The 12,174-nt window shown below is 71.5% G+C and carries 14 protein-coding genes; 1 reads left to right on the plus strand and 13 read right to left on the minus strand.

The genetic code is table 11. The features are described 5' to 3' along the window. Nucleotides 1–13: 13 nt before the first annotated feature. Entirely contained in the window at nucleotides 14–559 is a 546-nt protein-coding gene (locus ACZ6CV_RS06855; protein ID WP_469249902.1) for a hypothetical protein, read from the minus strand. Nucleotides 560–905: 346 nt separating this feature from the next. Between ACZ6CV_RS06855 and ACZ6CV_RS06860 the strand changes: the two genes are divergently transcribed. Next, nucleotides 906–1,277: a DUF192 domain-containing protein gene (locus tag ACZ6CV_RS06860; RefSeq protein ID WP_469250294.1), complete on the plus strand. Its 372-nt coding sequence runs from the start codon at nucleotides 906–908 to the stop codon at nucleotides 1,275–1,277. Nucleotides 1,278–1,410: 133 nt separating this feature from the next. Here the strand turns inward: ACZ6CV_RS06860 and ACZ6CV_RS06865 are convergent, their stop codons facing one another. The 12 genes from ACZ6CV_RS06865 to ACZ6CV_RS06920 form a co-directional block, all read right to left on the minus strand. Next, a complete protein-coding gene (locus ACZ6CV_RS06865; protein ID WP_469249903.1) occupies nucleotides 1,411–2,379 on the minus strand; it encodes a class I SAM-dependent methyltransferase in 969 nt (322 codons plus the stop codon). Between the two features lie 95 nt (nucleotides 2,380–2,474). Beyond that, nucleotides 2,475–3,128 carry an OmpA family protein gene (locus ACZ6CV_RS06870; RefSeq protein WP_469249904.1) on the minus strand — a complete coding sequence of 218 codons (654 nt, stop codon included), beginning with the start codon at nucleotides 3,126–3,128 and terminating at the stop codon, nucleotides 2,475–2,477. Between the two features lie 3 nt (nucleotides 3,129–3,131). Further along, nucleotides 3,132–3,728, minus strand: coding sequence for a hypothetical protein (locus ACZ6CV_RS06875; RefSeq protein WP_469249905.1), 597 nt, complete (start codon nucleotides 3,726–3,728; stop codon nucleotides 3,132–3,134). Nucleotides 3,729–3,760: 32 nt separating this feature from the next. Then, nucleotides 3,761–4,351 (minus strand): pilus assembly protein TadG-related protein, encoded by a 591-nt coding sequence (locus ACZ6CV_RS06880; RefSeq protein ID WP_469249906.1) that lies wholly within the window; start codon nucleotides 4,349–4,351, stop codon nucleotides 3,761–3,763. A gap of 11 nt (nucleotides 4,352–4,362) precedes the next feature. Beyond that, nucleotides 4,363–4,551, minus strand: coding sequence for a hypothetical protein (locus tag ACZ6CV_RS06885; protein ID WP_469250295.1), 189 nt, complete (start codon nucleotides 4,549–4,551; stop codon nucleotides 4,363–4,365). Between the two features lie 326 nt (nucleotides 4,552–4,877). After that, nucleotides 4,878–5,768 (minus strand): DUF5936 domain-containing protein, encoded by an 891-nt coding sequence (locus ACZ6CV_RS06890; RefSeq protein ID WP_469249907.1) that lies wholly within the window; start codon nucleotides 5,766–5,768, stop codon nucleotides 4,878–4,880. A gap of 28 nt (nucleotides 5,769–5,796) precedes the next feature. Beyond that, the gene (locus ACZ6CV_RS06895; RefSeq protein ID WP_469249908.1) at nucleotides 5,797–6,741 is read right to left on the minus strand and encodes a type II secretion system F family protein; all 945 of its coding nucleotides are present in this window, start codon (nucleotides 6,739–6,741) and stop codon (nucleotides 5,797–5,799) included. Next, nucleotides 6,738–8,075, minus strand: coding sequence for a CpaF family protein (locus tag ACZ6CV_RS06900; protein WP_469249909.1), 1,338 nt, complete (start codon nucleotides 8,073–8,075; stop codon nucleotides 6,738–6,740). The genes ACZ6CV_RS06895 and ACZ6CV_RS06900 overlap by 4 nt, the downstream gene beginning before the upstream one ends. 44 nt (nucleotides 8,076–8,119) lie before the next feature. Further along, nucleotides 8,120–8,446, minus strand: coding sequence for a TadE/TadG family type IV pilus assembly protein (locus ACZ6CV_RS06905; RefSeq protein WP_469249910.1), 327 nt, complete (start codon nucleotides 8,444–8,446; stop codon nucleotides 8,120–8,122). Between the two features lie 95 nt (nucleotides 8,447–8,541). After that, nucleotides 8,542–10,164, minus strand: coding sequence for an AAA family ATPase (locus ACZ6CV_RS06910; RefSeq protein ID WP_469249911.1), 1,623 nt, complete (start codon nucleotides 10,162–10,164; stop codon nucleotides 8,542–8,544). Nucleotides 10,165–10,174: 10 nt separating this feature from the next. Next, complete coding sequence (cpaB, locus tag ACZ6CV_RS06915) at nucleotides 10,175–10,885, minus strand: Flp pilus assembly protein CpaB (protein WP_469249912.1); 711 nt, start codon at nucleotides 10,883–10,885, stop codon at nucleotides 10,175–10,177. 105 nt (nucleotides 10,886–10,990) lie between these two features. Further along, a complete protein-coding gene (locus ACZ6CV_RS06920; RefSeq protein WP_469249913.1) occupies nucleotides 10,991–11,941 on the minus strand; it encodes a hypothetical protein in 951 nt (316 codons plus the stop codon). Nucleotides 11,942–12,174 lie beyond the last annotated feature (233 nt).

The following is a 12,174-nucleotide window of genomic DNA, read 5'->3' on the forward strand; positions in this document are numbered from 1 at the left end:
GGCTTCGGCGGCTTCAGGCGCGGGGCCGCTTGAACCATGCGCCGGCCGTGCCCTGGGAGAGCAGGATGACCACGGCTATGGAGCCGAGCAGCGGCAGCAGGCCGCCCGGGTTGCCCGCGGCCGTGCCGCCGAGTCCGAGCAGGATCTGCACGCTCGTCAGGACGATGCAGGTGACGCGGATGCCGTGGCCCGCGCTGCCGAAGCGGAAGGCCATGCCGGCGGCGACCAGGAGGCAGATGTTCACGCCGAGCGCCGCGCCGCCCGTCTCCGGGTTCACCGCGCCGATCAGGATGACGCTGCCGATGACGGTGAGTCCGGCGAGGACCCAGAGGACGATCTGCGCGGCGCGGACGGTGCCGGGCATCCGCGTCGGGGCCATCGGCCCGGGGGCGTAGCCGTAGCCGTACCCCTGGCCGTACTGCTGGCCCTGGCCGTAGCCGGGGTCCTGGGCGGGTCCGTTGTACGTGGGGAGCCCGGCCTGCGGGTTGACCTGGGGGTTGACCTGCGGATTGGCCTGGGGATCCTGCGGATGCTGCGGCGGGGGGAATGCGTTCGACATGTCCCTGACGATATCCGGACGACGATCTTCCGACGGCTGCTCGCCGGGTCCGCGTCCCGCCCGCTTCGTGGCACAAAAAATCGGGCCGGTCCATGGGGGGGAGATGGACCGGCCCGAGGGGGGGTTTCCACCATAACCCTTCGTAAGTGCTGCTGGGTGCATCGGCGTGCCACAACTACTCTCCGAGACCGCCCGACGACTGCGCGGTCCCGTTCTACCGGCGGATTCACGGGTTGGAAGGCGATTTTCGGCCGGGCGCGCCGGTACCCCCCAAGAGGGACCCCCGGGAGGTTCGCGCGCTTGACGTTCGGGGCCGCCGTGCGGCTACGTTCGCGGCATGGCGACGATGACGGTCTCCGCTCCCCTTCTCCCCGCCCCTCTGGAGATCCCGCTGGAGACCCCCCTGGAGATCCCGCTGGAGATCGCGGACTCGGCGCGGGCCCGGCGGCGTGGACTGCTCGGCCGGACGGGGATCACGGGGGCGCTCCTGCTGTCGCCGGCGAGCAGTGTGCACACGGTGGGGATGAGGTTCGCGGTCGATGTGGCCTACCTCGACCGGGGGTTCCGCGTGCTGGCCGTCCGGACGATGCGGCCGGGGCGGATCGGGCTGCCGCGGCCGCGGGCCCGGCATGTGATCGAGGCGGAGGCCGGGGCGATGGCCGGGTGGGGCGTGCGCCGGGGCGCGCGTGTCGTTGTGCGGGGGGCGGAGCGCCCGTAGCCGTGCGGGGCGCGGGGGCGAGACCCGGGGGCCTGGGGGGCGTGACCCGGGGCTCGGGGGCGGGTGACGGCTCGCGGTGCCGTGCGGCCCCCTCCACCGCGCGGCACCGCCCGCGTCGGTTTGCTCACGCGAATTAGCCTTGGTCCGAACTTACGTGACGTTCACGGGTGGATCGAGCCAGTCTCGATAACGATGCGGAATCAGGCCCTCCCGTACGTCTCTTACCGCCCCGACTGACCGGTTTGCGCAACTCGAAGAGGTGCCGGGCGCTGTGGGCGACGAACGGGCCCTCGGCCTGGATGCGGTCGTGCAGCTCGCGCAGGCGCGGCCGGTACGTCGCCACGTCGAAGCCGGGGACCATCCACACCACCTTGCGCAGGAAGTGGACGACGGCGCCGATGTCGAGGAACTCGATCCGCAGCCGTTCGGCCCGCAGGTCGACGACCTCCAGGCCCGCGGCCTCCGCCTCGGCGCGCTCCAGGTCGGGGTGGCGGCCGTTCCTGACCTCCGCGGGCTGCGGTCCGAGGAAGTACTCGACGAGTTCGAAGACGCTGGCGGGCCCGACGTGCTGCGCGCAGTAGGTGCCGCCGGGGCGCAGCACGCGGGCGATCTCGGCGAAGTCGGCCTTCACCGGGTGCCGGCTGGTGACGAGGTCGAAGGCGCCGTCCGCGAACGGCAGCGGGGCGTCCTCGGGCGCGGCGACGACGGCCACGCCGCGGGGGTGGAGCAGGGCGGTGGCCTTGGCGACGTTCGCGGGCCAGCCCTCCGTGGCGACGGCGAGCGGGGGCAGGGTGGCGGCGGAGGCGAGCACCTCGCCGCCGCCGGTCTGGATGTCGAGGCTCGCGGACGCGTGGGCGAGGCGTCGCGCCATGGACTCGGCGTACCGCCAGGAGGGGCGTTCCTCGGTGGCCCGCCCCTCGAACCAGGAGAAGTCCCACCCTTCGGTGGGCGCGGCCTCGGCCTCGGCGACGAGGTCGTCGAAGGGGCGGGGGCGGGGGGCGGGGCTGGTGCCGGTGGCGGGGCGAGGGCCGGTGGGGTGGTTTGGGTCGTGGTCCCTGTTGCCGTCCGGCGCCGGGTCGTTCGTGGTGTCCCTGCTGTTCATGGGGCAATCCTGGCATTGGGGGTGCGCGGGGGGCACGCCGGTTTCCGCGGGGGCTGCTCGGTCGGGTGCGGCGGTACCCGTGGCTCGCCCGTGGCTCAGTCCGTGGTGCCGGCCCCGCTGCCGCCGGTCGTCTCGGCGCCCGCCTCGCCCCGCGGGAAGGAGACCTCCACGCGGCGGTTCTTGCGGCGGCCCTCCTCGGAGCCGTTGTCCGCGATGGGGTAGTCCTCGCTGTAGCCGCGTACGGAGTACGTGACTTCGGGGCCGAGGTAGCCCGCGAGTCTGTCGTGCACGGCCTCGGCGCGTTGCCGGGAGAGCTTCTTGCCGTGGCCGTAGGAGCCGAGGTTGTCCGTGAACCCGAAGACGCGCACGTCCGTGGCCTTCTGGTTCTTGGCCTCTTCGGCGATCGCCTTGATGCGGGAGTTCGCCTCGGGGTTCAGCTTGGAGCTGTCCTTGGGGAAGAGGACCTCCGCCTGCAGGGCGAACTTCACGTCCGTGTTGGTGTCCTCGCGCCGCTCCTCGCCGCCGAGGTCCTCGACGACGGACTTGATGTCGAGCACCTTGGCGGGCGCGAGCGTGGCCCCGTCGGCGAGCTTCAGCCCCGGGCTGTTGGAGTCCACTTCGGGGGGCGGGGAGGTGGTGGAGCTGCCGGGAGGTGCGGTGGGGTCGCCGTCCTCGGCCCACGCGGACGTGGGGCCGAGGATGAGGACGAGGGCGGTGAGGGTGGCGCCGGTGCGGAGGTGGGGGGGCATGGGTCACTCGCCCTCGGAGATCTCGATGGGGGCGGGGGGCATGCCGCCCACCTGGAAGGTGACTTTGCTCGTCTCCTCGGGAGGGGCCGGGAACTGGGCGAACCAGTCGACCGACTGTCCGGAGAGGACTCCGCCCGTGAACCGCGTGCACAGGCAGCGGCCCTGCGTATCGCGGAGGATGAGGTACTTCTTCTTCCCTGTTGAATCCACGAGGCTGGCGCCTGCCATCGACCCGCCGTTCTTCGCCAACTCGCGCTCGTCGCCCCGCCAACTGCCCGCCACCCAGGCTTTGCCGCTGCCGTTCGTGACGGACCCCTCGACGGTCAAGAAGCCTCCCTCGTCACGCTTGGCGGACGTCACCTTGAGCGTCAGACCAGACTCGCCCTTGACCTCCGCCAGCACACTGCCCTCCGAGGGCTTCTGGGGATCCTTCTCCTCATTGTCGTCTCCACTGCCCTTGGCATCCGACGAAGGACTCTTCTCCGACTCGGGCTTGTCGTCCCCTCCGCCTCCACAGCCGGCGACCGTGAGGACCAGCCCAGTCGTGATCGCCGCAGCGGTCAGTGCCCTACGGGTCTTCATGGTGCGCCGAATGTTCATCGCTGCGGCTTCCTTCTCTCGTCGATCACGTGTCAGTCGGCCAGGAGGACAGAGAAGAGGACGGACGCATCGGGAAGGTCTCCCGGTTGGAAGTCGTCCGGATCGATCACGACGGGATCCTCACCGTCACACACCAGTTCCACGGGCTCCTCGGGGTCGGTCGAAGGATCGACATCACAGCGCGGTTTGATGACCGCGGTGGCGTGGGCCTTGGCGTGTTTCGACTCCGTACCCGGAATGATCGAATCGCCCACGGTGTAATTGGTCTCGACCTCCGCGCGGAAGCCCCGGTAACCGTTCACTTCTGCCTGCGTCACGACGACGGTGGCGTCGTTCTCCGCGGCGAGCGCGTCAGCCGCGGCCTGGGCTCCGAGACCCTCGAACTTGTCCCCGCCGAGCCGGTCGAGCCAGTCGTCCCCGTCACCGATGGCCAGCTCCAAGCCGTCGACGAGTTCATCCCTGGCGTCCTGCGCGGCGGCCAGAGCTGCGGCGTCCGCAGCGGTCTGAGCACCGTTGCGCGCCGAGGCCGCTTGCGCGAAGGCGAAGAAGGCAAATGCGACGAAGAGCAGGATTCCCGTCAGCCAGATATAGATGGGGAGCGTCTGCCCCCGATCGTTCGTCAACCCGGCCCGGATCAGCCGCCGATGACGTCGCTGACCGCGTCGAGGATGGCACCCGAGATCAGGCCGTCCAGGCCCAACCCGTCGATCAGCGTGAAGATCCCCGCAATAAGAATCATCAACCCCGCATACTCCACAAACCCCGCCCCCGCATCCCGCTCCCGCCCCCGTACCCGGGACGTCACGGAAACGGTCCAGTCCACCCAGACTCTGAGCACGCGTTCCTTCAGCACGACGGCTCCTTCTCTCCCACCGGATACCGGGCCCGTTGCGGTCAGAGGCAACGTACGCCACCACGCGTGCATCGGCAGCAACTCTGCGCAACGGATGCGGCAACCCACGTGCCGGGCCCGCAAGTTGGCGGGTTCTCTTCCCCCTCGGTGAGATCACCATGCACGAAGTCCCCTCCCGCGAACCGTGAGCTCAATTCCGACTGTCCCACATCGAGTTGCACCCGCGAAGGGCTTTCCCGAAGCTGGTGCCAACGCCTGTGCCAACGCCTGTACCAACGCCCGTGCCAACGCCCGCGCTAACGGCCCAGGATCGAGCCGAAGTCCGACCCCGAGCCCAGGAACATCCCCGCCGCGATCAGGATCATCGTGGCGGGCAGCATGAAGACCAGGGTCACCATCGTCGCCTTGGGGATCGTCTTCGCCGCCCTGCGGCGGGAGTTCTGCGCGTCCGTGCGCCGCATGTCCGTGGCCAGCTGGATCAGCGTGTCGGCGATCGGGGAGCCCAGTTCCTCGCCCTGCTGGAGGGCCGAGACGAACTGGGCCACCTGCTCCGACGCGTTGCGGCGGCGCAGTTCGTCGAAGGCCTGGCGACGGCTGACGCCCATGTCCATCTGGCGCAGGGTGATGCGGAGTTCGTCCGCCCACGGCCCCTCGTACCGCTCCGCCACCCGGTCGAGCGCCTGGCGGAAGCCGAGGCCCGCCGAGACCACGACGGCGAGGACGTCGAGGAAGTCGGGGAGCGTGCGGTCGATGACCTCGCGGCGTTCGCGGATCGCCTGCCAGATCAGCGCGTCCGCGGCCACCGCGCCGAAGGCCAGTGTGAGCAGGCCGAAGAGCGGGGAGCCGTTGGTCAGGAAGACCAGGCCGAGGACGACGCCGAAGACGCCGTAGACCGCGCGCCGGGCCGCGTACCGGTCGATGGTCAGGCCGCCCGGGTTGCCCGCCATGTCGATCCTGCGGCGCTTGGCGTCGACCCGTTTGGGGCCCATGGCGCGCAGCACGAAGGGGGCGAAGCGCATGCCGAGCCGGTCGACCGCGGAGCCCGCGGCCGAGACGCGCGTCGCGCCGACCTCCAGGGCCACCGCCAGGTCGGACGGCAGCTTCGCGTCCGCCCGGTACATGCGGATGCCCAGGCAGGCGCCGGCCACGGCGAGGCCCATCACCAGCGCTAACAGCAGGCCCAGCAACGTAACTCACCCTCCTTGCACCGCACTTCTACACCTCTATCTTTCCGAGGCGTCTGATCACGAAGAAGCCGATCCCGTACAGGCCCAGCGAGATCAGGATCAGCGTCTGGCCCAGTGGTGAGCCCGTCACCCGCTCCAGCGCGCCCTCGTTCGAGGAGTTGATGAGGAGCAGGGAGCCGAGGCCGAGCAGCGGGACCGTGAAGGCCGTCGCGTGGACCTCCGACAGCATCGTGCGAACCTCGCGCCGGGTCTCCTTCCTGTCCTCCAGGGTCTGCGTCAGGTTGCGCAGGCTGTTGACCACCGTGCCACCCGCCTTGTTGGAGAGGACCAGGGTGGTGACCAGGACGATCAGTTCGCGGGACGGGAGGCGTTCCGCGAGCTCGCCCAGGGTGTCGTCGATCGAGCGGCCGAGCGTCAACTGGTCGGCCACGTGCGACAGTTCCTCGCCCGCCGGGGCCTCCAGCTCCTCCGCCGCCATCGCCAGCGAGGTGCGCAGCGCCAGGCCCGCAGCGGTCGCGTTGGCCAGGATGCGCGCCACGTCGGGGAGCTGGTTGATGAACGCCTCGATGCGTTTCTGGCGCTGCCAGTTGAGGAAGGCGAGCGCGCTCCATATGGCGACCACGCCGGCGATCGGGCCGAAGAAGGGGGCCAGGGTCGCCGCCGCGATCAGCCAGAGCGCGGCCACCACCGCGACGACATACGTGAAGAACTCGCCGGGCGTCAGGTCCAGGCCCGTCGCCGAGAGGCGCAGGTGCAGGGAGCGGCCGAGGCGGGTGCGGCGCAGTCGGCGGTCGACGGCGGCGAAGCGGCGGACGCGGCCTGGCGAGCCGTCCCCCGAGCCGGGCCCGAGCGCCAACCGGTCGACCAGGGCCTGGCGTTGGGCCCGTCCCGAGGCGTACGTGTGGACGCCGGCGACCGCGAGCGTGCCGGTGAGGAGGGTGGCGCCCAGCGCGAGGACGGCGGGGTCGTTCATCCGATCGCCTCTCTCGTGTCCAGTACGTCGATGGCCTCCGCCACCCCGAAGGCGGGCGGCACCGGTTCATCGGCGACGTACAGCTTGTCGGCGATCTCGCGCGGCAGCGGCAGGTGCTCGTAGTGGCCGTGCACGACGCGGTCGGCGCCGAGCGGCCGCGGCACGAAGCGGGTGACCGGCACGATGCGGAAATGCTGGCGGCCGTGGCTGACGAGCAGCACGATCTCGGCGACCTTGCGGGAGCCGTCGCCGTGCCGGGCCAGCTGGATGACCACGTCGACGGCCGAGTTGATCTGGTCCTTCAGCGCCTCGAAGGGGATCTGCACCTCCGACATGGAGCCGAGGGTCTGCAGGCGCATCAGGGCGTCCTCGGCGGAGTTGGCGTGGACGGTGGCCAGCGAGCCGTCGTGACCGGTGGACATCGCCTGGAGCATGTCGAGGGTCTCGCCGCCGCGGACCTCGCCGACGATGATGCGGTCGGGGCGCATGCGCAGGGAGTTGCGGACCAGGTCGCGGATGGTGATCTGGCCCTTGCCCTCGACGTTCGGGGGGCGGGACTCCAGGCGGATCACATGCTCCTGCTGGAGCTGGAGTTCGGCCGAGTCCTCGATGGTGATGATGCGTTCGTGGGCGGGGATCAGGCCGGAGAGGGCGTTGAGGAGCGTCGTCTTGCCGGTGCCCGTGCCGCCGCTGACGATGAGGTTGAAGCGGGCCCGCACGAAGGCGGCGAGCAGCATCAGCATGTGCTCGTCGAGGGAGCCGAGGGCGATGAGTTCGGGGAGCGTGTAGGCGCGCGGGAAGCGGCGGATGGTGAGGGTGGCGCCGGTGAGGGCGAGCGGCGGGATGATGACGTTGACGCGTTCGCCGGTGGGCAGGCGGGCGTCGACCATCGGGTTGGACTCGTCGACGCGGCGGTTGACCGTGGAGACGATGCGTTCGATGGTCTGCATCAGCTGGTCGTTGGAGGCGAAGCGCAGGGGGAGCTGTTCCACCCGGCCCGCGCGCTCGACGAAGATCGAGTCGGGGCCGTTGACCATGATCTCCGTGATGGAGGCGTCGGCGAGGAGCGGTTCGAGTACGCCGAGTCCGAGGGCCTCGTCGACGACCCGGCGGATCAGCTGGGCGCGCTCGGAGGTGGAGAGGACGGGCCCCTCGCGGCTGATGATGTGGCCGAGCACGCGCTCCAGGCGGACCCGGCGGTCCGCCGCCGCGAGCGACGACATCTCGGCGAGGTCGATCTCCTCCAGGAGCTTGGCGCGGTAGACGGCGACGAGGCCGTCGTCGCGGCTGGGCTCGGTCTGGCGGGTGGGGGCCACGCGGTCGCGCAGGCTCATGGCGTCCTTCGACCTCCTTCGGGCGTACGGGGGTTGGGCACGGCTCAGTCGTCCGGGGCGTCGTCGTTGGGCATGGTGGCCTCTTTGGTGACGCTCCAGTCCGAGCCGATGAACGGGAGCAGGGTCGGGACCTGCACCTCGACGGTGGCGGTCGTGGTGTCGCCGCCCCCGCCGACGTCGATCGAGGAGCTCAGGTCGCCGTCCATCGCCGCCGCGCCCGCCACCTGCCCCGAGTCGCCCTGCGAGGCCGCGCGGGCCGCGGCGCGGGCGCCGGAACCCGCCTGGTTGGCGGCGTAACCGACGAGGCCCAGCTGGATCGCGGCGAGGCCGACGAGCAGCAGGATGGGCAGGAATCCGGCGAACTCCAGCATGGATACGCCACGGTCGCCCCAGCGGCGACGGCGTCCGGAAAGCCAGGGGGCCCGCCCCCGGCGGCCCCGGAACCTCACGCAGGACCTGGACCGTTTCACCCGTCATCCCCCTCCAGCGCCGCCCCCGCCTCGCCGTGGACCTTCCACCCCGCGTCGAAGCCGGGGAAGAAGACGGGCACGTCCACCCGTACGTGCGCCTTGTACACCGCGCCCTCGGGCGCGCATCTCACGTCCGCCCCCTGCCAGGCGTCCGGCAGGTGTTCCCGGGCCGCCGCCGCGCAGGCGCCCTGGGCGTCCTCGCCCACCGCGTACGCCGCCGTGGCCGCCCGCGCCCCCTCGTCCGCGGCGTTCCCGGCCAGGGAGTACGAGTATCCGTACAGCGCGCACTGCCACAGGAGCGTCATGACCACGAGCAGCAGCGGGAACATCCCGGCGAACTCGAGGGTGACCGCGCCCCGGTCGCCGCCGGCCGCCTTCCTGCGCAGGGCCAGGGCGCCCCGCTTGCCGCCGGAGCCCGCCGCTTCCGGATCGACGAGGCCGAGTTCGCCCGCGAGGGCCCACAGCGCCTGCTTCACCGTGGAGCGGCTGTCCAGGTCCTGCATGCGGCCCGCGTCGACCGCGCCCTGCAGTTCCTTGAAGCAGGCGGGCACGGTGGTGCGGGCCATGCGCGTGCCGGTGACGCGCTCCACCAGGGAGGGCTGGATCTCCGCGGTCCTGCCGTGCCGGTTGACGACGGTGACGGTCTCCTCGGCCTTGCGGATCTGCAGCCGGTCCCAGAGCCGCACCACGCGTTTGGCGGCGCGCACGGCCACCACGTCGGGGGTGACGAGCAGCAGCGCCTGGTCGGCGAGTTCGATCGCGGTGGCGCTCGCCGCGGTGACGTAGGCGCCGCAGTCGACGACCACCACGTCGTAGCGGGCGCGCAAGGCGCCGATGGTCTGGCGCGCGACGCGGTCGGTGACCTCTTCGCCGCGTTCGCCCTCGGCGGGAGCGAGGAGCAGGCCGATGCCGCTCTCGTGGGTGTAGACGGCGTCCTGGAGGACGCGCGGGGTGATGTCGTTGATCGCGGCGAGGTCGGCGATGGAGCGGCGGAACTGCACGTCGAGGTAGGAGGCGACGTCCCCGGACTGCAGGTCGAGGTCGAGGAGGGCGACGGTGCGGCCGGACGCGCCCGCGGCGAGGGCGAGCTGGACGGCGGTGACGGTCGTGCCGACGCCGCCCTTGGCCCCGCTGACCGTGACGACGGTGCCCGCGCCGCCGGGTCCGCCGCCCCCGCCCGCGTACAGCTCGAGGCCGCTGCCGCTGCCCAGGTGGCGGCGCATCCCGGTGGACCAGGCGGCGGCGGCCTGGACGCGTTCGGCGAGGGCGTCGTAGGCGAGCGGGAGGGCGACGATGCCGCGCGCCCCGGAGTCCATGGCGGCGGTCAGCAGGCCGGGGCTGGTGTCGGCGGTGATGAGGACGACGCCGACCGCGGGGAAGCGCAGCACCAGGTCGCGGATGAGGTCGAGGGCCGGGACGGGTCCGATCCGCTCGTGGACGAGGACGACCTCGGGCAGTTCGTCGACGGATTCGGCGGCGAGGTGCGCGAGGGTGTCGAGGAGCGCCGTGGAGTCGCCGACGGGGAGCGCCGGTTCGGTGTCGGGCAGCTGGCCGGTGAGCGTGGACAGCGCGCGGGCCGCGTCGATGTCGCCGACGGCGGGGAGGATCCGAGTGGTCATGCCCGACCTCCTACTTGTCCTCGTCGAGGGTGTACGTCCGGTCGCGCGGCGGTACGGTCGCCTCGCCGCCGGCGCCGACCAGGGCGAGCCGGACGTGGGTGGCGAACGACTCGGCGTAGGCGACGCGTTGGGCGTCGGCGGTGCCGAGGGCGAACGTGATGGGCACCGCCTCGGTGGCCCTGCGGCGGGTGCGGTCGTCCTGGTTCGGTTCGAGCGGAGTCAGCTTGCCGACGTCGAGCACCTTGGCGCCCTCCACGATGACTTTGGACTGGTCCTTCGCCTTGTCGGTCGCACCCTTGAAGGTGGCGTAGATGTTGACCTTCGAGCCGGGTGTGATCTTGCCCGCGACGCCGGTCGCCGCGTCGATCATGATGGCGATCTCCTGCTGCCCGGGGGCGAGTTCGGGCCGCCGTACGATCATGTCGGACTGCAGCAGCGAGCCCTTGCGCAGCTGGGTGACGGCGATCTTGCCGCGGATCTCGCCGAGGTCGGTGACGGCGTTGTCGGACAGCCACCGCTCGGGCATCTCGACCTTCTCGAACTGGTCGGCGGTCAGCTCCTTGTAGGGCGCGATGTCGCCCTTGAGCTTGTACGCGGGGACTTCGGGGCCCACCTTCGCGTTCACGTCGCGGATCACCGAGAGGACGCCGGCGAACGCGCCGATCGCGCACAGGACCGACAGGACCAGCAGGATGATGCCGCGGCGCTGGCGTGAGTTCATGGGCCGGACTACCTCGATCGAATGCGGGTGGCTACGGACGGTGAGCGGGGTGGCGCGCGTGCGGTCGTCGGTCGCGTACGAGGTGCGGGCGGGGGCGGTCCTGTCCTAGGTGGCGCCGCGGGGCAGGGCGGTCGTGGGGCGGGCGTGGTGCGGTGCGGCCGGGCGGAGCCGGGAGCCCGGCGGGATCAGGGCGCGCACCGGCGGCGCGGGGCGGTCGGAGGGCGGCGGCAGGGGCGCGGCGCAGAACGCGCAGCGGTCCCCGATGAGTTCGAGGCCGCACCAGTGGCAGTCGTCGCGCCGGACGGACGACACCAGTTGGTAGAGGACGGAGATGTCCGGGATGGCCGCGGTGAACTCGACGAGCTTGCCGGTGGCCCACCAGCGCGCGGACTCGCCGGGCAGCCGCGCCTCGGTGGCGTCCTGGCAGTGCCAGGCGGGGGCGAGGGTGGCGGTGACCCAGTCGGGGGCGAGCCGGCCGGGGGCGTAGAGCATCCGGGTGCCGAAGCCGGGGCCGGGCAGGTGCCTCTCGTCGCCGCTCGACACCTTCATCAGCGAGGGGCGGGGCGTGGCGAGGACCGCGAACTGGGTGCCGGGCAGCCAGGACTTGGCGTGTGACTGGAGGGTGACGGGCACCCGGTCGAGCCGGGCGACGGAGCCGAGCAGGGCACCCGCGTAGATGTAGTGGGAGAGCAGCCGGGCGGCGGAGGCGAGCACCCCGGGGCTGAAGTCGCAGACCGACAACTGCCGTAATTGCAGGGCGAGTACGGCCAGGCCGAGTGGCGGCAGGTCGGAGCGGACGACGGCGATGCGGTCGCTCTCCAGGACGGAACGCACCGCGTGCAGCCGCTGGATGACCGCCGGGGGCGCGGAGGCGGGGCACAGGGCGATGACGTAGCCGTGGTGCTCGATGAGGGTGTGCATCTCGGTGAGCGCCCGGTCGAAGGAGTACGTCCGCGCCGGCTGCGGGGCCGACTGGAGAACGGTGGCCGACGGGGTGTGCCGGTCGGGCGACGGCAGCACGAGGTCGGGTCCGGTGACGGCTATGGCGGTCGGCAACGCGTACACCCCCGGTCCTCGTGCACTCCTGCCTCAGCACCATATCCACGTCATGGTCGACTCGACACCCAACTTCCCACTGTTCATGTGGAGGTGGGGGATTCCGCTGTGCACCAAGTGATGTTTGATCCCTTGACAACCTCATTGGTCTGGACCAGCTTTGACCCCCAGCCGGACCCCTCATCCCCGGCTGCACCCCCCCATCCCCCCACCCCACTCCCCCCACGGAGGCA

The organism is Streptomyces sp. NPDC041713, from assembly GCF_055591085.1.

Coding starts and splice junctions, on each gene's coding strand:
- ACZ6CV_RS06905 (WP_469249910.1), bottom strand. CDS start 8,446: ATGCTGGAGTTCGCCGGATTCCTGCCCATCCTGCTGCTCGTCGGCCTC.
- ACZ6CV_RS06895 (WP_469249908.1), bottom strand. CDS start 6,741: ATGAACGACCCCGCCGTCCTCGCGCTGGGCGCCACCCTCCTCACCGGC.
- ACZ6CV_RS06865 (WP_469249903.1), bottom strand. CDS start 2,379: ATGAACAGCAGGGACACCACGAACGACCCGGCGCCGGACGGCAACAGG.
- ACZ6CV_RS06855 (WP_469249902.1), bottom strand. CDS start 559: ATGTCGAACGCATTCCCCCCGCCGCAGCATCCGCAGGATCCCCAGGCC.
- ACZ6CV_RS06910 (WP_469249911.1), bottom strand. CDS start 10,164: ATGACCACTCGGATCCTCCCCGCCGTCGGCGACATCGACGCGGCCCGC.
- ACZ6CV_RS06875 (WP_469249905.1), bottom strand. CDS start 3,728: ATGAACATTCGGCGCACCATGAAGACCCGTAGGGCACTGACCGCTGCG.
- ACZ6CV_RS06860 (WP_469250294.1), top strand. CDS start 906: ATGACGGTCTCCGCTCCCCTTCTCCCCGCCCCTCTGGAGATCCCGCTG.
- cpaB (WP_469249912.1), bottom strand. CDS start 10,885: ATGAACTCACGCCAGCGCCGCGGCATCATCCTGCTGGTCCTGTCGGTC.
- ACZ6CV_RS06870 (WP_469249904.1), bottom strand. CDS start 3,128: ATGCCCCCCCACCTCCGCACCGGCGCCACCCTCACCGCCCTCGTCCTC.
- ACZ6CV_RS06900 (WP_469249909.1), bottom strand. CDS start 8,075: ATGAGCCTGCGCGACCGCGTGGCCCCCACCCGCCAGACCGAGCCCAGC.